This is a genomic window from Arthrobacter sp. CDRTa11 (assembly GCF_026427775.1).
Taxonomy (GTDB): domain Bacteria; phylum Actinomycetota; class Actinomycetes; order Actinomycetales; family Micrococcaceae; genus Arthrobacter.
Window position 1 is genome coordinate 3,970,083 of the sequence record NZ_CP044532.1, and the last position, 19,219, is coordinate 3,989,301.

The following is a 19,219-nucleotide window of genomic DNA, read 5'->3' on the forward strand; positions in this document are numbered from 1 at the left end:
CATATGTCTCCTCCGGTGCAAACAGAAAACCTGTCACACAAGAGCCTGACACACAGGGGGACAACACCGTTCGTGCGGGGCAGGGCCGTTCGTGCGGGAACTAGATGGAGTAGCGCTCGTCCTCGTGGTCGCCCGGGTGGTCCTTGATCAGGCCGGCGGCCAGCGTGTTGCCGTCCAGCGGGTCGATCACCAGGAACGCGCCGGTGCGGCGGTGGTGCGTGTAGTTCTCCAGCGGCAGCGGGGCGGAGAGCCGGAGCTGCGCGTGGCCGATGTCGTTCAGCTCAAGGCTTGACGTGGCTTCAAGTTTGAACGACGCCAGGTCCAGCTTGCCGCTGACGTTGCGGACCAGCGCCTGCACGGTGCGGGTGCCGTGCTTGACCAGCACCTTGGCGCCTTCCCGCAGCGGCTTCGGTGAGAGCCAGCACAGGGCAGCGTACAGGTCGGCCGACGATTCGCGGACGGTCCCGGCGGCGGCAATGGTGTCGCCGCGCGCGACGTCGAACTCGTCGGCCAGGCGGATGGCCACAGACTGCGGGGCGGCGGCTTCCTGGAGCGAGGCTCCGGCGAAGTCGATGCCCACCACGGTGGTGGTGCGGGGGCCCTGGCCGGGGGTCAGCACAGAAACCTTGTCCCCCACCTTGACGGAGCCCTCGGTGATCTGGCCGGCGTACGCGCGGTAGTCGCGGTAGGCCTCCACATCCAGGCCGGCAGCAACGGCGTCGGGAGCCAGCGCACCCTGCGGCCGGACCACCAGCTGCACGGGGAACCGGAAGCTCTCCAGCTGGGTGTCGATCTCGTCGGCGGCCGGCAGGGTCTCCAGGACCTCCAGCAGGGCGGGACCGTCATACCAGGGGGTGCGCTCGGAGCGCTCCACCACGTTGTCGCCGTCGAGCGCGGACACGGGGATGACCAGCAGGTCATCGATGTGGTCCGCGGTGCCCAGTTCGGCGGAACCGATGCCCAGCTCGCGCGCCACCCGCTGCACGTCGGCCTGGATTTCGCGGAACACGGACTCGCTGAAGTCCACCAGGTCGATCTTGTTCACAGCCACGATCACGTGCGCCACGCGGAGCAGCTGCAGCACGGACAGGTGCCGGCGGGTCTGCTCCAGGACACCCTTGCGGGCGTCAATGAGTACGACGACGGCATCCGCGGTGGATGCGCCGGTCACCGTGTTCTTGGTGTACTGCACGTGCCCGGGGCAGTCGGCCAGGATGAAGCTGCGCTGGTCCGTGGCGAAGTAGCGGTAGGCCACATCGATGGTGATGCCCTGCTCGCGCTCGGCGCGGAGGCCGTCGGTCAGGAGGGCGAGGTCAATCGCCTGGGTCCCGGTGGCGCCCGCGCCGCCGAAGCCGCGGTCCGCTGAGGTGCGGGCAACGGCGTCGAGCTGGTCGGCCAGGATCGCCTTGGAGTCGTGCAGGAGGCGGCCCACCAAAGTGGACTTGCCGTCGTCGACCGATCCTGCGGTGGCGAAGCGGAACAGGGTGGTGGGCAGGGCTGTTTCCAGCTCGGCGGCCAGGAGTGAAGTCTCGGTGCTCATTTAGAAGTAACCATCCTTCTTGCGGTCTTCCATGGCTGCCTCGGAGATGCGGTCATCTGCACGGGTGGCACCACGTTCGGTGATGGTGGAGGCGGCAACTTCAATCACAACGTCGCTCACGGTGGCTGCGGCCGATTCAACGGCACCGGTGCAGGACATGTCCCCCACGGTGCGGTAGCGGACCGTTTTGATGATGACTTCCTCGTGCGGCAGCGGCTGGGAAACCTCGCCCACCGCACGCCACATGCCGTCGCGGGCAAACACTTCGCGGTTGTGGGCGTAGTACAGGCCCGGCAGCTCGATGTTCTCGCGTTCGATGTAGCGCCAGATGTCCAGCTCGGTCCAGTTGCTGATGGGGAATGCCCGGACGTGCTGGCCCACGGTGTGGCGGCCGTTGTACAGGTTCCACAGCTCGGGGCGCTGGTTGCGGGGATCCCACTGGCCGAACTCGTCGCGGAGGCTCAGGATGCGCTCCTTGGCGCGGGCCTTGTCCTCGTCACGGCGGCCGCCGCCGAAGACGGCGTCGAACTTGTTCTGCTGGATGGCGTCCAGCAGCGGGACGGTCTGCAGCGGGTTGCGGGTGCCGTCGGCGCGCTCGGCCAGTTCGCCGCGGTCAATGAACTCCTGGACGGAGCCGACGACGAGCTTCAGTCCCAGCCGCTCCACCGTCCGGTCGCGGAAGTCGATGACCTCGGGGAAGTTGTGGCCGGTGTCCACGTGCAGCACGGGGAACGGAACCTTGCCGGGCCAGAACGCCTTGGTGGCCAGGTGCAGCATCACCACGGAGTCCTTGCCGCCGGAGAACAGCAGCGCGGGCTTCTCGAACTCGGCAACAACCTCACGGATGATGTGGATGGCCTCGGACTCAAGCGTGTCCAGGCTGGAGAGCCGGGTTGAAACGGCAGCGTCGGTCACCTGGGTGGGCTCCTCGGTTAGGAAAGTGCTCATACGTGTAGTCCGCATTCTGTCTTGTCGGTCCCTGCCCAGCGGCCGGCGCGGGGGTCGTCTCCCGGCGCCACCTTCCGGGTGCAGGGCTGGCAGCCAATGGAGGGGTAACCCTGGGAAAGCAGCGGGTTCACGGGCAGGAGGTTGTCATCGGAGTACTGCACCAGCTGGTCGAACGTCCAGGCCGCCACCGGGTTGACCTTGACCAGGCCGTTGGCCTCGTCCCAGGTGACCAGCGGTGTGTTGGTGCGGGTGGGTGACTCGTCGCGGCGGACGCCGGTGAACCACAGCTCGTAGCCGGCCAGGGTACGGCGCAGCGGGGCAACTTTGCGGAGGGCGCAGCACTGGGCGGCGTCGCGGGCGAAGAGGTCCTTGCCCAGGAGCCGGTCCTGCTGTTCCACGGTGTTCTCCGGGAGCACGTCCACCACGTTGACGCGGAGGTTTGCTGCCACCTCGTCCCGAGTGGCGTAGGTCTCCGGGAAGTGGTAGCCGGTCTCCAGGAACAGGACGTCGACGCCGGGCATCTGGTCAGCAACCAGGGCCGGGAGGACTGAGTCGGCCATGGAGCAGGCGACGGCCACTGCGGACAGGTCGAAGTTGCGCTCCACCCAGGCGATGACGTCGCGGGCAGGCGCGTCCCAGCCGAGCTCGGCAGCGCCGGATTCAGCCAGCGCCTTGAGCTCGTCCTTGCTGCGGAGGGCAGGCGCCGCGGCGCCTGCCACTGATTGAGTTTCGCTCATTGCAGGTCCCCCTCGTCCGCTGCGTGTGCCCACTCGGCAAACGTCTGGTTCTCGGAGCGCTTCGCCACAAAGGAGCGGACAACCCGCTCCACGTAGTCCGGCAGGTCCTCGACGTAAACCTTGAGCCCGCGGACGGTGCGTCCCAGGCCGGCCTCTTCCCGGTCGGTGGAAGCCAGCCCGCCGCCCAGGTGGACCTGGAAGCCGGGGGTGGGGTCGCCGTCGGGCGTTGGCAGCATCATGCCCTTGAGGCCGATGTCCGCGGTCTGGATGCGGGCGCAGGAGTTGGGGCAGCCGTTGATGTGCAGGGACAGCGCGTGCGGAAGTTCGCCGGACGCGGCGAGGTCGGCCAGGCGGCGTTCCAGTTCGGCGACCGCGGTGGCGGCGGTGACCTTGGTTTCCACGATGGCCAGCTTGCAGTATTCGATTCCGGTGCAGGCGATGGTGCCGCGGCGGAACACTGACGGCCGGGCGGAGAGGCCCAGTGCGTCCAGCTCAGCTACCAGCGGCTCAACCTGTTCCTTGGCAACGTCCAGCACCACGAGCTTTTGGTGCGGCGTGGTGCGCAGGCGGTAGGAGCCGCGGGCCTCGAGCGTGTCAGCGAGCTTGACCAGCGCAGCGCCGGAGAGGCGGCCGGCCAGCGGGGTGGCGCCGATGAAGAACTTGCCGTCCTTCTGCTCGTGCACGCCGATGTGGTCACCCGGTGACGTGGGCTTGGGCGCGGCGGGACCGTCGGCCAGCTTGTAGCCCAGGTATTCGTCCTCGAGGATCTGGCGGAACTTCTCCGGACCCCAGTCAGCCATCAGGAACTTCAGGCGTGCCTTGGTGCGCATGCGGCGGTAACCGTAGTCGCGGAAGATGCTGGTGACGCCGAGCCATACTTCGGCGGCCTCCTCGGGCTTCACGAAGGCACCCAGGCGCTTGCCGAGCATCGGGTTGGTGGAGAGGGCGCCGCCGGCCCAGAGGTCATAGCCCACGCCCAGCTCGGGGTGCTTGACTCCCACGAGGGCGAAATCGTTGATCTCGTGGACCACGTCCTGGCTGGGGTGGCCGGTGATGGCAGTCTTGTACTTGCGCGGCAGGTTGGAGAGCAGCGGGTTGCCGATGAAGCGTTCGCCCAGCTCAGCAATCAGCGGCGTGGGGTCGATGATCTCATCCTTGGCGATGCCGGCCACCGGGGAGCCCAGGATGACGCGGGGCACGTCGCCGCAGGCCTCGGTGGTGGACAGGCCAACACCTTCCAGGCGGTTCCAGATTTCCGGGATGTCTTCCACCCGGATCCAGTGCAGCTGGATGTTCTGGCGGTCCGTGAGGTCGGCGGAATCCCGCGCAAAATCAACCGAGATCTGGCCGATAACGCGCAGCTGCTCGGTGGTGAGCGCACCGCCGTCGATCCTGACCCGGAGCATGAAGTACTTGTCCTCAAGCTCGTGCGGCTCCAACGTGGCGGTCTTGCCGCCGTCGATCCCGGGCTTGCGCTGGGTGTACAGGCCCCACCAGCGGAAGCGGCCATGCAGGTCCTGGCCGGGGATAGAGTCGAAGCCCTCTTTGGAGTAGATGGACTCGATACGCTCGCGCACGTTAAGGCCGTCGTCTTCCTGTTTCCAGGTTTCGTTGGCGTTCAGCGGGGTTTTGCCGTCCACTTTCCACTGCCCGTGCGGCTTGGCGGCAGGGCGGGAAGAGGTGCGTGCGGGGCGCTTGGAGGCAGCGGAGTCCGCGGACGCTCCGGCTAGAGCTGTATCAGTCATGCATCGACTGTAGGGCCCACCCGAATAGCGTCACAAAGGTCCCGGAAACCCTAGGTCACCTAGGGAAACATTTCGTCACGAAACGCCGGACAGCCTTGAAGACGGCAGCGTGCTGTGCTTCGGCGGCGGTGTTCTAGAGAGCGGCGGCGGTGTGTTTTAGTGGCGGTGTTAGCGGGCGGCTGCGACGGCGGCGTCGTAGCGTTCCAGCGCAATCTCAGCCAGCACGGGCGACGGCAGCAGCGGCGCGGTCACGAGGTCGGCCCCCGCCTTGGCGAGCTGGTCGTGGAAGTAGCCCGGCGCCAGGAGGTAGGAAGCGATCACCACGCGGCCGCCCAGGTCAACGCCGCCGGCGGACTCCCCTGCGCCGGCACCGCCTTCGGCTTCCTCGCGGAGCATGGCGACGGCGTCGGGCACCGAGGGCTTGGCGGACGCCCCGTAGGCGGCGACGATCCTGTTGGACCGCAGCTCGCTCAGGTGCCCCAGGAGCTCCTCGACGCTGACCGCGGCATTGGGGTTGGAGGACCCCGCGGCGGCAAGGACGACGGCGTCGCGGTCGGTGACGCCCGCTTCGCGCAGTCGCTGGTCCAACAGGGCTGCCAGCCGCGGGTCCGGGCCCAATGGCGCGGCGGCGAGGCTTCCCGGCCGGCTCTTGACGGCCCGGGCGATGTCCACCTTCACGTGGTAGCCCACGCTCAGCAGCAGCGGCACCACCACAGCGCTTTCCCCTTCGGGCAGGCCCGCAACAACGTCCACAAGATCCGGCTGCTGGACGTCCACATACGCCTCGCGCACGTCGAGTCCGGGGCGCAGGGCCGCGATGGCGTCACGCAGGGCGTTGACCTCCGCGGCGCCCTGGGGGTTGGACGTCCCATGGGCACAGGCGATCATGATGGGGCTGTTCATAGGGGCTAGCGTAACGTTGGAGCCGCCCTGTCCGCCCTCTTTGAAACCGCCGGGACGCTCCATGACATTCCCTTTTGACATCGCCCTGGTATGGCTGGACCTGGCCGGCGTCTTCTTCTTCGCCGTATCCGGATCCCTCCTGGCAGCCCGGAAACAGTTCGACTTCGTGGGCTCGCTGCTCCTGGCCTCCCTTGTGTCCCTGGGCGGCGGCGTGATCCGCGACATCATCCTCAACACCACCCCGGCCGCCTTCACCAACCCCGCCTACCTGGTTCCCCCGGTCCTGGCCACCGTGCTGGTCTACTTCCTCTTCTCCAGCGTCCAGCGCTTCACCTCGCTCCTGACCCTGTTCGACGCCGGCGGGCTGGCCCTGTTCTGCATCACCGGCACGCTCAAGGCACTTGCGCTGGGCATCAACCCGGTGGCGGCTGTGCTTTTGGGAGTCACGACGGCGGTGGGCGGCGGCCTGCTGCGCGACATCACCGCCAATGAGGTACCGCAGCTGTTCGACCCCAGCGACCTCTATGCGCTGCCGGCCTTCAGCGGCGCGGCGCTGACCGCGGTGCTGTGGGTCCTGGGCGGCTTCACAGCGCTCACGGCGTGCGGGGTGGCGGCTGTGGTTTTCACCTTTCGTGTGGTGGCCTGGCGCCGGTCATGGCGTATTCCGTTGGCTGTTCGCGGCTGGCACCGGCTTGGGGTTGACGAGGGCAAGTTGAGGGACGGAAATTAGCTAGGATAAGAGCCATGACTGACATGTTCCTCGAGAAATTCCGCGCGCTTGTTCCGAAGTATCTCGAAGACGAATGGCAGGAAGAAGACGGGCTGCCCACAGAAGAGCTGGATGCAGCCCTCGCCGAACACCAATTCCAGGTTCCCCTGGTCCTGCGCGAGTTCTACCAGGCCCTCGGCGGCTGCGAGGACCTCATGGAGGCCTACCACTATTTCTGGGATCCGGAAGAGCTGGAAGTCGACGACGAAGGCTTCCTGATGTTCATGGAGGACGAGGAAGAGCAGTTCACCTGGGGTTTCCGCGTGGGCGACCTCAGCGTTCCCGATCCCATTGTGTGGCGCCGCAACAACGCCCGCGGCCAGTGGAAGAACGAAGAAGGAACCTTCTCCGAGTTCGTCTTCGACATGTTCGAGTGGGCCTTCAACGACGAAGACTAAGGGTTTCCGGGGCTGGGGCCCCGCCGTCGTGGGGCACTTCGACACGGACACGCCGCGCGCTGAGCCTGTTTCCGCGGTTACGCGCCCCAAAGTGCCCCACGACGGCGGCACTTACTGTGCGCCGAAGGCTCCCCGCCGGCACAACTCCAGTACCGCCAACACGTCTGCCACCATCCGCTCAGGGTGATGGACGACGTGGTCATAACCGAATCTGAGGCCAAGCCGCCCGCCAATGAGGGTGGCGTTGTTGCGTTTTCGGTCCTTTTTAACTTGCCTCGGCTCCAGGTGCGTATTGCCGTCGGTTTCCACCACCAGGCACTCCTCAATGAGGAAGTCCACCTCGCCCACTCCCGGCAGTTCCACGTGCCTGCGGACATGCAGCCCCGCGCGCCGGAAGTGGTAGTTGGCCAGGACCTCCAGCAGGGAATCCGCCCGTGGGACCACGTTGTCCAGCACTGCGCGGGCGGGAGCGTTGCGGTTGCCGGGGAGCTTTCGCCGCAGGAAATCCAGGGTCACATCTCCCCGCTGAGCCGCACACTGAACCATGACCAGCGACTCCAGAGCCGGCAAGCACCACAGCGCATGAATAAGGACGTCAGCCAGACCCGCCACCGGCAGCCATGCATGGGCCGCGTGTGCACATCGGCCGTGGGTCAGCGTTCCCGGTGGGGTCTTCTTGTGCCCCGGGCTGAGGTGCACAGGACCTGGTTCGTGCAGTGTCCACAGCCGGTACGTGGGGGCAGCCGACAGACAGGTCAGCAGGGCGTTGTGCTTCAGCGCCAGGCCGAGCACACCCGCCTCCCGCGGCAAGCAGTAGATACCTCGGCGGATCCTGACGATGCGCCCGGCCGCCACTGCCTTGTCGAGGAACGTCCGCGAGAACCCGGCGCCACGGAGCGTCGCGGTCCGAGCGGCACCGCGCTGGGAGAGGAAGGTTTCAATATCCATGCTTCCACCGTGGCCTTGGCTGCGGCAGGTGGGCAGTCCGGGATAGGGCCATGTGGACAAAGCAGCGGTCCTGGGGCACTTCGACACGGACACGCCGTAACTTCAGCGCCAAACGCCCTCAGATGGCCGCAATGTGCCCCACGAAGGAAGCTGAAAACCTGTGACATCGGAAGTAACAACAGGCTTGCATCTTGTGACAAACCTGTCATAGACTGTTCACGGATCCGCTAAACGCCTCCGGCGGATTTGATGCGAACGGAGAAATAGCCTCGGTTCAATGCAACGTGATGACTCGTATCGTTGCAGCGAGCCGGGGCTATTCCGTTTAAGCCCACATTGTTAAGTCCAGCACACGCCAGCTGGATCCGCGCCGCCTAGGGATTCCAGGCGCGGAACTCCAGCGCGGGGCTAGCTGGCCCGGTCAACCACTGCCAGGGCAAAGTTGGACAGCGAGGCCTTCACAACACCCTCGGGCAGCGGCGCCAGGGCAGCAATTGCTTCATCAGCCCAGCCGCGCGCCACGACCCATGACTCGGCCGTGACAGGGTGTTCCCGCAGCCCGGCCACCGCGGCAGCCAGGGCAGAATCTGACGTGAGGTCGCCGTCGATAAGCTTCAAAAGTTCGACGGCGGACTGGTCACCGGACGCCGCATCCCGGCGCAGGAACAGAACCGGAAGCGTGGGCACACCTTCGCGCAGATCCGTGCCCGGGGACTTGCCGGACTTGACCTTGACGCCGGTGACATCAATGACGTCGTCGGCGAGCTGGAAGGCCACACCCACCTTTTCGCCGTACTCCACCAGCAGGTCCTCGTAGGCGGGATCGGCGCCGGCGAAGATGGCACCAAGTTGGCCCGATGCAGCCACCAGGGAGCCCGTCTTGTCCGCGATAACGGAGAGGTAGTGCTCCACCGGATCCTCGTCCGGGCGCGGCCCCACGGTTTCGTGGAGCTGGCCCAGGCAGAGCCGCTCGAACGTGCGGGCCTGGATGCCCAGGGCGCGGGAGCCAAGCTCGGACACCAGAATGGAGGCGCGGGCAAAGATGAGGTCGCCGGTCAGGACGGCCACGGAGTTTCCCCAGACCTCGTGGGCAGTGGGGGCGCCGCGGCGGAAGGGAGCCGAGTCCATCACGTCATCGTGGTAGAGCGTGGCCAGGTGTGTCAGTTCCACCACCACGGCGGCCTGCACCACGGCGGGCAGGGAGGCGTCGCCAAGGTGGGCACACAGCAGCGTCAAGAGGGGACGGATGCGCTTGCCGCCGGCCTCCACCAGGTGACGCGACGTTGCGTCTGCCAGGGGATCGGAGTTGGCAATTGCTTCGCGCAGCTTCTTCTCCACCCGCGCCAGGTTGGTGGTGATGGCGGGGCCCAGCTCGGCATCCTCCGCGATGGCCGCGAAGCCTGCGGGCAGCTGAAGTCCCGTGGCAATGGCGGTGGTGTTGAGGCTGGGTTCGGAGTCCGGCAGGCCGTGCCCGGCGTGCGTCCAGCTGTGGTCTGCGGAGTTGGTCACGGGTTAACCCTAACTTTTTGTTGCGGATACCGCTGATTCGAGTCTGTTGGGGTGCGCGAAGCTGTGTTGGAGGTGGCAGGAACCAGCGACTCCAGGACACGGATGGCCCGGTCCTCGAAGCCCTTGGCGGCGGGGTCTGTGAGGTTGGCCAGCAGCCGCACCACAAACCTCATCAGGACCGGGATGGGCATCCCGGTCCGCAGCGCTAGTTTCATCACGGCGGGCTTTCCGATCAGCGCGGCAAACGCCCTGCCCAGCGTGAAGTGCGAGCCCCACTGGTTCCGCACATAGCCGGCGTACCCCGCAAGGTGCGCGTCGGCGTCGTACGTTCCGCCCGCCGCGAAAGAGCGTGAGGAGGCGTCAGTGATGAACTCGGCCGCAAAGCGCGCGGACTCCATGGCGTAGGAGATGCCCTCACCGTTGAAAGGGGACACCATGCCGCCGGCGTCGCCCAGGAGCAGGAGGCCGGGCGAGTAATGCGGGGTGCGGTTGAAGCCCATGGGCAGCGCGGCGCCGCGGATCTCCCCCACCTGGTTGTCAGGGGTGAAGCCCCACTCGGCGGGCATGCCGGCGGTCCATTCGCGCAGGACCTGCTTGTAATCCAGCTTGCCGAATTCCTTGGACGAGTTCAGGATGCCCAGGCCCACGTTGGAGGTGCCGTCGCCGACGCCGAAGACCCAGCCGTAGCCGGGGAGCAGGCTGCCGTCGCGGCCCGGGAGTTCCAGCCAGCCTTCCATCCAGTCGTCGTCGTGGCGCGGGGAGGTGAAGTAGGTGCGGACTGCCACGCCCAGGGGACGGTCGTCACGCTTCTGGATTCCCAGCGATACCGCGGTCCGGGTGGAGTTGCCGTCCGCGGCGAGGACGACGTCGGCACTGAACTCGCGCGTCTCCCCCGTCTTCCGTCCGGACTCGTCCAGCAGCGCTGCGCGGACACCGGTCACGCGGCCGTCCTCGTTGCGCATGGCTTCGGTGACGCTGTGCCGCTCCAGGATCTCGGCCCCGGCGGCCTGCGCATGGCGGGCCAGTTCCTCGTCGAAGCCCAGGCGGGTGCGGATCAGGCCATACTGCGGAAAGTCGCTGACCTCGGGCCAGGGCAGCTCGATGGTACGCCCGCCCGCGATCAGGCGCAGGCCCTTGTTGCGGCGCCAGCCATCCGACTCAGGGTGCGGCAGGCCCAGCTTCTGGATCTCACGGACAGCGCGCGGGGTGAGGCCGTCGCCGCAGACCTTCTCGCGCGGGAAGCTGGTCTTCTCCAGGACGGTCACGGAAATGCCCGCCCGGGCAAGGTAGTACGCAGCGGTGGAGCCGGCCGGCCCCGCGCCGACAATCAGAACATTCACACCGGTCAGCGCGGGCTGCGCGTGATGTTGCGGCGGAGCTTGGCGACGGGACCCTTGTTCGCGGCGATGGCGGCAGCAGCGGCGTCGGGCCCTGCCGTGTCCGACGAAGCCGGCTTGAACGCGCGGTGCACCGCCACGATCCCGCCGGTGAGGTTGCGGTAGGTCACGTTTTCCCAGCCGGATTCCTGCAGCCAGGCCGCCAGGTGGTCCTGGTCAGGCCAGGCGCGAATGGACTCGGCCAGGTAAACGTAGGCGTCCGGGTTGGAGGCCACCTTCACGGCGATGGCAGGCAGCGCACGCATCAGGTACTCGGTGTACAGGTTGCGCCAGAGCGGCACCACGGGCTGGGAGAACTCGGCGATGACCAGCTTGCCGCCGGGCTTGGTGACGCGGAGCATCTCGGCAAGGGCCTTCTTGGGCTCGTTGACGTTGCGCAGCCCGAACGAGATGGTGCTGGCGTCAAAGGTGTTGTCCGCGAAGGGAAGGTTGGTGGCGTCACCGGCGATGAAGTCAATGTCCGGGCGGCGCCGCTTGCCCACCTTGAGCATTCCGAGGGAGAAGTCGCAGGCCACCACGTCTATGCCTTCGTCGGCATATGGCTCGCTGGAGGTGCCCGTTCCCGCAGCCAGGTCAAGCACCCGTTGGCCCCGCGAGACCTCCATCGCTTCCACCACAACCTTGCGCCAGCGGCGGGTCTGCCCCATGGAGAGGACATCGTTGACGACGTCGTATTTAGGTGCGACGTCGTCAAACATCGTGGCTACTTCGTCCGGACGCTTATCCAAGGATGCTCGGTTCACCATGACATTGTCTCAAACGTTAGGCGGGCCGACGAACCACGCGGAATTCGGCCGGCTTTACGGCTGGTTGATTGCGCTTATGGGTACTTAGAGGTACTGAGCATAGGCAGTACTTTCAAGTACTGTTGAGCAATCATGACGAGCACGTTCCGCACCGGCGTTATCAAAACCCTGACGATCCCCCTGGATGGCACAGCATCTCCCGGGGGGCTGCCGCAGTTTCTGGTCCGGGACGACGTCCTTTGCTGGACCCGGCGCGAAGCCGGACTGGTGGGATTCGGGGAGATCACCCGGTTTACCGCCACCGGCCCGGACCGCTTCCTCGAAGCCGACATCTGGTGGCGCCACCTGGTCCTGGAAGCCAACATCACCGACGCCGTTGAGCTCCCCGGCACGGGCCCCGTCGCCTTCGGCTCCTTTGCCTTTTCCAAGAAATCGGCCCACGAGTCCCGCTTGATTGTGCCGGAGATTGTGGTGGGGGTCCGTGACGGCAGTTACTGGCTCACCCAGTTAACGTTCGACGACGGCGAACTCACCGAGGCGGGCGCCCTCGCTGCCCTGGAACGCTGGCTGAGCGGCGGCAGCTCTGCTGTGTCCCTCGCCTCCTCTCCTGGCGATGCGCCCGGTAGTGACGCCCCCAGCGGTGACCTTCCCGCAAAGGCAGGCGCCGCCGTCGTACGTCCCCTGCCTTTGGCTGCCGGCGCAACACTGCACACTGGCTCGCTCAGCGAGGAAGACTGGATGGCCGCCGTCGCCGCCGGGGTGGCCGAAATCCAGACCGGTGCCCTCGAAAAACTGGTGCTGGCGCGAGACATTGTGGCCACCGTTCCAACCGGCGTCAATGCTGCCCAAGTGCTCCGCGAACTGTCCGCGCGCTACCGCGAATGCTGGACGTACGGGGTGGACGGGCTGGTGGGGGCCACGCCGGAGATGCTGATCCAGGTGGAGGGCCGCACCGCCCAGGCGCGCGTGCTGGCGGGGACCCTGGACCGCCGCGACGCGCATGGCGAGGCCGGCATCCCCATGGAATACGCCGAACGGGTCCTGGCCGGGTCCGAGAAGCAGCGGCACGAGCACGAGATCGCCATCCAGTCGCTGACGTCCCAGCTGGCGCCGTTCTCCGAGGCCATGAACGCGCACGACGAACCGTTTATTTTGGAGCTCCCCAACGTGTGGCACCTGGCGTCGGACGTGAAGGCTGAGCTGACCGAGGTAGAGGGCCACGTGCCCACCTGTCTGGCCCTGATCAACGCGCTGCACCCCACGGCGGCCGTGTGCGGAACCCCCACGCTGGTTGCCGGGGCGCTCATCCGCAAACTCGAACACCTGGACCGCGGCCCTTATGCGGGGCCGGTGGGGTGGCTGGACGCGGCGGGCAACGGCGAGTGGGGCATTGCCCTGCGCGGCGCCGTCATCGAGGACCCGCATACCGTGCGGCTGTACGCCGGCTGCGGGATCGTGGACGGCTCCCAGCCCGAGGCGGAGCTCGCCGAAACCTGGGCCAAGTTCCGGCCGATGCTCGAGTCGCTGGGCATCAACAGCTAACGCTCCGCCCCCAACTCCCCCGCCCCCACACACCCAACTGGGTAGCGCTATCTGTCGTTTTGACGGCCCATAACGACAGATAGCGCTACCCAGTTGGGAGGAGTCCGGGATGCGAGACACTCCCATGTTCTTTGGGCTTGATTTCAGCCGTGATTTAGTTATCCAATAGTGAAACTAAGTTTCCTGTGATGCACATCTCGTATTCGGGCTACACTATGAACCGATTTAGTACCGCATACTCCTGCAACAAAAGGTAAGAAACATGCAGCTCAAGTCCCTGGCCACGGCCAAAATTGCCGCCAAGGCAGCAGCAATCCTCGCCGCCGGTGCCCTCACCCTCACGGCATGCGGCGGCGGAAGCACCACACCGGCAGCCACCGAGGGCGGTGTTAAGCTCATCAACTCCGGCAAGCTTACGGTCTGCTCCGACATCCCCTACGAGCCCTTCGAATTCGAGAAGGACGGCGAGACGGTGGGCTACGACATCGACATCGCCAAGGAAATTGCCAAGGACCTCGACGCCGAACTGAGCATCGTGGACAGCTCCTTCGAAGCGATCGAAACCGGCACCGCCCTCACCCAGTGCGATGTGTCCATCTCCTCGATCTCCATCACGGAAACCCGCAAGGCAGTGATGGACTTCTCCACGCCGTACCTTGATGACGACCTCGCCCTCGTGGCCAGCAACAAGTCGGGCATCAACAGCCTGGACGATGCCAAGGGTAAGAAGGTAGGCGTGCAGCAGGCCACCACCGGAGCGGATTACGCCACCGAGAAGGGGATCGACGCCCAGCAGTTCGAGGACACCGGCCTCCTGGTCCAGGCACTCAAAGCCGGAACCATTGACGCCGCGCTGGGCAACCAGTCCGTCCTCGGCTACGCCATCAAGGATGACAACGATTTCGAGAGCGTGGAGAAGTTTGCCACCGGCGAGAAGCTCGGAGTCGCCATCAAGAAGGGCGACAAGGCCATGGCCGAGAGCGTCAACGTCACGCTGGAGCGCCTCACGGACGACGGCACGCTGGAGAAGTTCAGGACAACCTGGTTCGGCGACACCGCCAAGTAACGGGCTTTCCGGCCTTATCCAGGCCGGCCTGAGACCTTCGCAGCCCTGAGAACTACGCAGTTGGGGCCCCGGACGAGCTGTACCCCACCCGTCCGGGGCCCCAGCCACGCACAACGAATGTGAGCACCCCTTGGCAATGACCGCACGTGAACGGGCCAGAGTGAGCCTGTACGTCCAGGCCGGAATCTTTATTGTGGCCGTGGCCGCGCTGATTCTGGCCACCGACTGGGAGACGATCGGAAACAGCGTCTTCAACTTCGGCAAGATCGATCCGATGTTCCCCAACATCTTCATAATCGGCCTGAAAAACACCCTGATCTACACGTTCCTGGGCTTCGTCGTGGGCCTCTCCGGCGGCCTGGTCCTGGCGCTGATGAAGCTCTCCAGCTTCCCGGTGTACCGCTGGATCGCCACCGGCTACATCGAGTTCTTCCGCGGCATCCCGGCCCTGCTGGTGTTCATCGCTTTCGGTTACGGTGTCCCGCTGGCCTTCGGCGTCTCCTGGAACGTCACCATTGTGGTGATGGTCTCGCTGGGCATGGTGGCCGCGGCGTACATCGCCGAAACCCTCCGCGCCGGACTGCAGGCTGTGCCCAAGGGCCAGCTGGAAGCCGCCCGCTCGCTCGGCATGCCGCAGTGGCGCGCCATGGTCTCCATCGTCATCCCGCAGGCCTTCAAGATTGTGCTGCCGCCGCTGACCAACGAGGTCATCCTGCTGACCAAGGATTCCTCGCTGATCTACGTCCTGGGCCTGACCGCCTCGCAGTACGAGCTCACCAAATTCGGCCGCGACGGCATCTCCAGCCTGGGTGCCGGCCTGACGCCGCTCCTGGTGGCCGGCGCCTTCTACCTGGTCATCACCATCCCGCTGAGCCTCCTGGCCCGGAAGTTCGAAAGCCGCTCCGCGCGGACCAAGCGATAGGCAGGGAAGTCAATGAACGACGTCGTACATTCCTCCGGCGGGGGAACCGCAATAATCAACGCAGCCGGTGTGTCAATCCAGAACCTGCGCAAGTCCTACGGCACCAACGAGGTCCTCAAGGGCATCAGCCTGGAGGTGGCGCCGGGTGAGGTGGTGTGCCTGATCGGCCCCTCCGGCTCCGGCAAGTCCACCCTGCTGCGCTGCGTCAACCTGCTGGAGCAGCCCAACGAGGGCACCATCCAGGTGGGCGGCTTCGAGGCCACCGATCCCGACGTGGACATCGACAAGATGCGCCGCAAGGTGGGCATGGTCTTCCAGCAGTTCAACCTCTTCCCGCACCTGGACGCGAAGCGCAACTGCTCCATCGCCCAGACCAAGGTGCTCAAACGCTCCCAGGCCGAGGCGGACAAGGTGTCCATGCACAACCTCGAGCGCGTGGGGCTGGGTCATCTTGCCGACCGCTTCCCGGACCAGCTCTCCGGCGGCCAGCAGCAGCGCGTTGCCATTGCCCGGGCGCTGAGCATGGACCCGGAGCTGATGCTCTTTGATGAGCCCACGTCCGCCCTGGACCCGGAAACCGTGGGCGACGTCCTTTCGGTCATGCGGAACCTCGCCAAGGAGGGCATGACCATGCTGGTGGTGACCCACGAGATGGGCTTCGCCCGTGAAGTGGCGGACCGTGTGGTGTTCATGGACGGCGGCGTGGTGGTGGAGGAAGGCGCAGCTGAGCAGGTTGTCGGCGCACCCACCCAGGCCCGCACCAAGGAATTCCTGCGCCGCGTCCTGGACCCGACGCACATCGAAATCGAGGAATAGACGCGCTAAGTTCTTTTCGACGCGCTTCTGCCCTGGCGCTAGTGGTTTATCCCTAGCGACAGGGCATGAGCGCGTCATGGCGCTTTTAGCGCGTCGAAATTACCAGAACGCGTACGACGGCGGGGCACGCCACCCGCGGCCAGCTTGCGTTCCAGCACTCCGGGCTCCATCAGCTCAGACCAGTCCCACCGCACCACATTGAACCCCAGGGCACGGGCGCGGTTCTCGCGGTTCTTCTCATCCACCACCGCCTGGGATGGGGTCCGTCCCTTGAGGAACTCGGGTTTGATGTACTTGGCCACGCCATCGAACTCGCCAACCACCCTTGCCTTCTTCCAGTAGAAGTCGGTGTACCCCACCAGTCCGTCAGCGTCGTGAATGGCATGCTGCAGGACCGGAGGCTCGAAGCCGGCCACATGCATCAGGGCGCGGCTGTAGGACTCCCCTGCCGAGCCGGACAAGGGATCAGCGAAGGCAATGGCTGCCCGGATCCTTCCCTGGGCCGCTGAACTGTAGGCCGATCCGATGCCTGCCTCCAGCTCATCCTTGCTCAGGGCACGCAGCCGCATGGTCTGGTCCGGCTTCAGCACATGGTCCAGGGGCGCGGCCGCTGACGTGAACGGGGTGAACGCGGCAAGGTCAAGGACGGTGCGAATCCGCCCGGTGACCAGCAGGCCCTCCCGCCGGACCACGGTCAGTCCTGAGGGATCCGCATAGTGGCGGCTGACTCCGGCACGGGACCGGCCGCCGTCGTTCTTAAGTGTCAGCGCCTGAACCGGGTGGTGCAGGCCGACGGTGGGAATCCCCCACACACTCGCCGCCGAGTGCCGGGCGAACACGGTGGGAGCCTCGAAGGTTTCCGCCGCGGCCTGGATGCGGAGCCGGTACTGCTCCCAGGGATAAAGCTTCCGCCACGACGCGCCGTCGGTATAGACGCCGCGCCTCACCCGAACAAGGGATCCGGCTTTCACCCGCCTGGCTAATTCGTTGGGTCTCAGCCCGTGCAGGATGCGGTCACGGGCCAGGAGTAGGGGCGGCAACTCTGTCATACCGTGACGATGCCAGCCGCGACGTCCCGCCAACAGGTTCAGGCGCCGCTATGTGGAGAACGCCGTCGACCCACCTGTTCTTTTTCGACGCGCACGCTCCCTGGCGCGAGGGAAACACGGGCCGCGCCAAGGAATAGGCGCATCGTCAGGTGGCGGGCGCCGCGCTAGGGAACAGACGCGTCGTGAGGCGGGAGGCGGGTCGTCAGGTGGCAGGCGCGTCGCCTACCGGACGAGGACCCCTGCGACGGCGGCGGACACCGCGGCCTTGATGGTGGCGTGCAGCTGCCTCAAGGAGTGGCGGTCGGTGTGCACCTCGATGATGCTCCGGCCCTTGATCGGCTGGGCCAGCGCTTCGGCAAGGGCCGCGGTGGTGCTGACCGAGCAATGCCCGACGCCGTATGCCGCGGCGAGTGCCGCGATGTCCACACTGTGGGGGGTGCCGAAGAGCCGCTCGACGGTGTCCCCGTACCGCCCGGCTTCATCCACCGCGCCGTGTTCCAGCAGCCCGAATATGGCACCGCCGGAGTCGTTGAGCACCACAATCCGCAGATCGGGCTCGTCCTCGCCGGAGCCTAGGAGCAGACCGCCGGCGTCGTGCAGGAAGGTGACGTCGCCCAGCAGGACTGTGGTTTCCTGCCGCCCGCCCAGGGCGATTCCGGTGGCTGTGGAGATGGTGCCGTCGATCCCGGCCAGGCCGCGGTTGGCGTACACGGTAGCGGCGGGTTCGGGGGCGGGCAGGCCGGACAGGTCAACGTCGCGGATCCCGTTGGAGGAACCCAGCAGCAGCTGCCCCCGGGCATGCTTCCACACCTGAGCTCCCACGGACGGACCGGTGGCGGGACTGGACCCGCCTGCGGCTTCACCGGAGGCAGCACCGGACGCGCCTGCCGGGGTGCCCGCCTGACCTGAGGCCAGCACACCATCCAGTGCGTGTTGCGCAGCGGATCCGGCCAGGAGCCAGGCATCAAGCCAGGCGGACGGGCCGCGGCCGGCAAAGTCGGCGAGGTCGGCCAGGCTTTCCAGCGGAAGTTCCGTGCGGCGCCCGGGCTCGTACCAGGCCACCGGAACCGGCTGGTACAGCGCGGAAGGCACATCCGCCCGGGCCAGCAATGCGGCGACGGGCCGGGAAAGGGTGGGCCGGCCGAACACCACCACCCGCTCAATGGGAAGGGCGGCAGCGGGACCGAAGTGCTCCAGCAGCAGCCGGTACGGGCCCACGGCATTCGGCCCGAAGCGCGCGTTGGAGGACGGTTCGGCAAGCAGCGGAAGGCCGTGGGCGCGCGCGAACGCCTCGGCGACGGGACCGGCGTCGTGCCCCGCAAGCACCACGGTCCGGCGCTCCGGCAGGGTTTCGGCGGCGGGTGGCAGGCTCATGGTGAGGGGATCGGTGCCGATCCGGAAGCGCTGCCGGCCGGCCGCCGTCGGGAGCTGGTCCTCCGGCGAGGGAACCAGCGGGTCGCGGAAGGCGAGGTTCAGCTGGACCGGGCCCGGTGCGAGGTCCGAGAACGCGCCGGTGGCAGCGGCGAGCGCAGTCTCCACGGCGCGGAGCGGGCTGGTGCCGGCGGCGACGTCGGCGGCGAAGCGGACGTGCTCGCCGAACAGGTCCAGCTGGATGGTGGTCTGGTTGGCGCCCGTGCCGCGAAGCTCCTCGGGCCGGTCGGCGGACACCACCACCAGCGGAACGGCTGCGTGGTTGGCTTCCATCACAGACGGCAGAAGATTCCCGACGGCGGTCCCAGACGTTGTGAGCACGGCTGCCGGGGAGCCCGTGGACAGTGCCAGGCCCAGTGCTGTGAAGCCGGCGCTGCGTTCGTCGATCCGGACCAGCAGCTCAACCCGTCCGGCCGCAGAAGCCTCGGCTAGGGCATAAGCCATCGGTGCGGAGCGGGAGCCCGGCGCCACCACCACGTGCTGGACGCCGCCGTCGATCAAGGCGTCGACGGCGATCCGCGCTGCCGCCAGCGACCCCAACGGCGTCGCAGGACGTACGGGCGCTGTCTCCCCGTCGGCTGGGGCGTCGGGGGCAGGTTCGTTGAGCGAAGTCACCAATCCAGTCTGCCACCCCCGACGCTCTCTCACTTCCTGTCGCTTAAAGCCCAACGCTCTCTCACTTAATGCTGGAAAACGGGCGACGCTCTCTCATCTCCCGCCGCAGCGGGATGGAAAAGTGAGAGAGCGTTGCCC

17 protein-coding genes are annotated in these 19,219 nt (G+C 66.6%); 6 read left to right on the forward strand and 11 right to left on the reverse strand.

Annotated elements, in window-relative coordinates; genetic code table 11:
- Positions 1–100: 100 nt before the first annotated feature.
- The 5 genes from F8G81_RS18010 to F8G81_RS18030 form a co-directional block, all read right to left on the reverse strand.
- Complete coding sequence (locus F8G81_RS18010) at positions 101–1,540, reverse strand: sulfate adenylyltransferase subunit 1 (RefSeq protein ID WP_267276016.1); 1,440 nt, start codon at positions 1,538–1,540, stop codon at positions 101–103.
- A complete protein-coding gene (gene cysD / locus F8G81_RS18015) occupies positions 1,541–2,488 on the reverse strand; it encodes a sulfate adenylyltransferase subunit CysD (RefSeq protein ID WP_267276017.1) in 948 nt (315 codons plus the stop codon). It abuts the gene before it with no gap.
- Entirely contained in the window at positions 2,485–3,225 is a 741-nt protein-coding gene (locus F8G81_RS18020) for a phosphoadenylyl-sulfate reductase (RefSeq protein WP_267276018.1), read from the reverse strand. Before F8G81_RS18020 ends, cysD begins: the two co-directional genes overlap by 4 nt.
- Positions 3,222–4,970 (reverse strand): nitrite/sulfite reductase, encoded by a 1,749-nt coding sequence (locus tag F8G81_RS18025; protein WP_267276019.1) that lies wholly within the window; start codon positions 4,968–4,970, stop codon positions 3,222–3,224. The genes F8G81_RS18020 and F8G81_RS18025 overlap by 4 nt, the downstream gene beginning before the upstream one ends.
- 168 nt (positions 4,971–5,138) lie before the next feature.
- The gene (locus tag F8G81_RS18030; protein ID WP_267276020.1) at positions 5,139–5,873 is read right to left on the reverse strand and encodes a sirohydrochlorin chelatase; all 735 of its coding nucleotides are present in this window, start codon (positions 5,871–5,873) and stop codon (positions 5,139–5,141) included.
- 61 nt (positions 5,874–5,934) lie between these two features.
- On the opposite strand from F8G81_RS18030, the gene F8G81_RS18035 reads away from it, so the two are divergent.
- Positions 5,935–6,603, forward strand: coding sequence for a trimeric intracellular cation channel family protein (locus tag F8G81_RS18035; protein WP_267276021.1), 669 nt, complete (start codon positions 5,935–5,937; stop codon positions 6,601–6,603).
- Between the two features lie 14 nt (positions 6,604–6,617).
- Positions 6,618–7,040: a hypothetical protein gene (locus F8G81_RS18040; RefSeq protein WP_267276022.1), complete on the forward strand. Its 423-nt coding sequence runs from the start codon at positions 6,618–6,620 to the stop codon at positions 7,038–7,040.
- 111 nt (positions 7,041–7,151) lie between these two features.
- Here F8G81_RS18040 and F8G81_RS18045 read toward each other — a convergent pair whose 3' ends face one another.
- The 4 genes from F8G81_RS18045 to F8G81_RS18060 form a co-directional block, all read right to left on the reverse strand.
- Positions 7,152–7,988: a type IV toxin-antitoxin system AbiEi family antitoxin domain-containing protein gene (locus tag F8G81_RS18045; RefSeq protein ID WP_267276023.1), complete on the reverse strand. Its 837-nt coding sequence runs from the start codon at positions 7,986–7,988 to the stop codon at positions 7,152–7,154.
- Positions 7,989–8,396: 408 nt separating this feature from the next.
- A complete protein-coding gene (locus tag F8G81_RS18050; RefSeq protein WP_267276024.1) occupies positions 8,397–9,497 on the reverse strand; it encodes a polyprenyl synthetase family protein in 1,101 nt (366 codons plus the stop codon).
- Positions 9,494–10,837 (reverse strand): geranylgeranyl reductase family protein, encoded by a 1,344-nt coding sequence (locus F8G81_RS18055; protein ID WP_267276025.1) that lies wholly within the window; start codon positions 10,835–10,837, stop codon positions 9,494–9,496. Before F8G81_RS18055 ends, F8G81_RS18050 begins: the two co-directional genes overlap by 4 nt.
- 5 nt (positions 10,838–10,842) lie before the next feature.
- Entirely contained in the window at positions 10,843–11,637 is a 795-nt protein-coding gene (locus tag F8G81_RS18060) for a demethylmenaquinone methyltransferase (RefSeq protein ID WP_267276026.1), read from the reverse strand.
- A 135-nt stretch (positions 11,638–11,772) separates the two neighbouring features.
- Between F8G81_RS18060 and F8G81_RS18065 the strand changes: the two genes are divergently transcribed.
- The 4 genes from F8G81_RS18065 to F8G81_RS18080 all read left to right on the forward strand — a co-directional run bounded on the left by F8G81_RS18065 (position 11,773) and on the right by F8G81_RS18080 (position 15,986).
- Positions 11,773–13,182 (forward strand): isochorismate synthase, encoded by a 1,410-nt coding sequence (locus tag F8G81_RS18065; protein ID WP_267276027.1) that lies wholly within the window; start codon positions 11,773–11,775, stop codon positions 13,180–13,182.
- 262 nt (positions 13,183–13,444) lie between these two features.
- Positions 13,445–14,248 carry an ABC transporter substrate-binding protein gene (locus F8G81_RS18070; RefSeq protein WP_267276028.1) on the forward strand — a complete coding sequence of 268 codons (804 nt, stop codon included), beginning with the start codon at positions 13,445–13,447 and terminating at the stop codon, positions 14,246–14,248.
- A 130-nt stretch (positions 14,249–14,378) separates the two neighbouring features.
- Positions 14,379–15,170: an amino acid ABC transporter permease gene (locus tag F8G81_RS18075; protein WP_267276029.1), complete on the forward strand. Its 792-nt coding sequence runs from the start codon at positions 14,379–14,381 to the stop codon at positions 15,168–15,170.
- 12 nt (positions 15,171–15,182) lie between these two features.
- Positions 15,183–15,986, forward strand: coding sequence for an amino acid ABC transporter ATP-binding protein (locus F8G81_RS18080; RefSeq protein ID WP_267276030.1), 804 nt, complete (start codon positions 15,183–15,185; stop codon positions 15,984–15,986).
- 74 nt (positions 15,987–16,060) lie between these two features.
- On the opposite strand, the gene F8G81_RS18085 is transcribed toward F8G81_RS18080, so the two are convergent.
- Complete coding sequence (locus F8G81_RS18085) at positions 16,061–17,035, reverse strand: type IV toxin-antitoxin system AbiEi family antitoxin domain-containing protein (protein ID WP_267276031.1); 975 nt, start codon at positions 17,033–17,035, stop codon at positions 16,061–16,063.
- A gap of 222 nt (positions 17,036–17,257) precedes the next feature.
- Positions 17,258–19,081 carry a 2-succinyl-5-enolpyruvyl-6-hydroxy-3-cyclohexene-1-carboxylic-acid synthase gene (gene menD / locus F8G81_RS18090; RefSeq protein WP_416377065.1) on the reverse strand — a complete coding sequence of 608 codons (1,824 nt, stop codon included), beginning with the start codon at positions 19,079–19,081 and terminating at the stop codon, positions 17,258–17,260.
- Between the last annotated feature and the right edge of the window lie 138 nt (positions 19,082–19,219).

What these genes read in the sequence shown, in the direction of transcription:
- F8G81_RS18045 (WP_267276023.1), bottom strand. Translation starts at nt 7,988, where the DNA reads ATGGATATTGAAACCTTCCTCTCCCAGCGCGGTGCCGCTCGGACCGCG.
- F8G81_RS18025 (WP_267276019.1), bottom strand. Translation starts at nt 4,970, where the DNA reads ATGACTGATACAGCTCTAGCCGGAGCGTCCGCGGACTCCGCTGCCTCC.
- F8G81_RS18035 (WP_267276021.1), top strand. Translation starts at nt 5,935, where the DNA reads ATGACATTCCCTTTTGACATCGCCCTGGTATGGCTGGACCTGGCCGGC.
- F8G81_RS18070 (WP_267276028.1), top strand. Translation starts at nt 13,445, where the DNA reads ATGCAGCTCAAGTCCCTGGCCACGGCCAAAATTGCCGCCAAGGCAGCA.
- F8G81_RS18080 (WP_267276030.1), top strand. Translation starts at nt 15,183, where the DNA reads ATGAACGACGTCGTACATTCCTCCGGCGGGGGAACCGCAATAATCAAC.
- F8G81_RS18040 (WP_267276022.1), top strand. Translation starts at nt 6,618, where the DNA reads ATGACTGACATGTTCCTCGAGAAATTCCGCGCGCTTGTTCCGAAGTAT.
- F8G81_RS18020 (WP_267276018.1), bottom strand. Translation starts at nt 3,225, where the DNA reads ATGAGCGAAACTCAATCAGTGGCAGGCGCCGCGGCGCCTGCCCTCCGC.
- cysD (WP_267276017.1), bottom strand. Translation starts at nt 2,488, where the DNA reads ATGAGCACTTTCCTAACCGAGGAGCCCACCCAGGTGACCGACGCTGCC.
- F8G81_RS18065 (WP_267276027.1), top strand. Translation starts at nt 11,773, where the DNA reads ATGACGAGCACGTTCCGCACCGGCGTTATCAAAACCCTGACGATCCCC.
- F8G81_RS18010 (WP_267276016.1), bottom strand. Translation starts at nt 1,540, where the DNA reads ATGAGCACCGAGACTTCACTCCTGGCCGCCGAGCTGGAAACAGCCCTG.
- F8G81_RS18085 (WP_267276031.1), bottom strand. Translation starts at nt 17,035, where the DNA reads ATGACAGAGTTGCCGCCCCTACTCCTGGCCCGTGACCGCATCCTGCAC.
- F8G81_RS18030 (WP_267276020.1), bottom strand. Translation starts at nt 5,873, where the DNA reads ATGAACAGCCCCATCATGATCGCCTGTGCCCATGGGACGTCCAACCCC.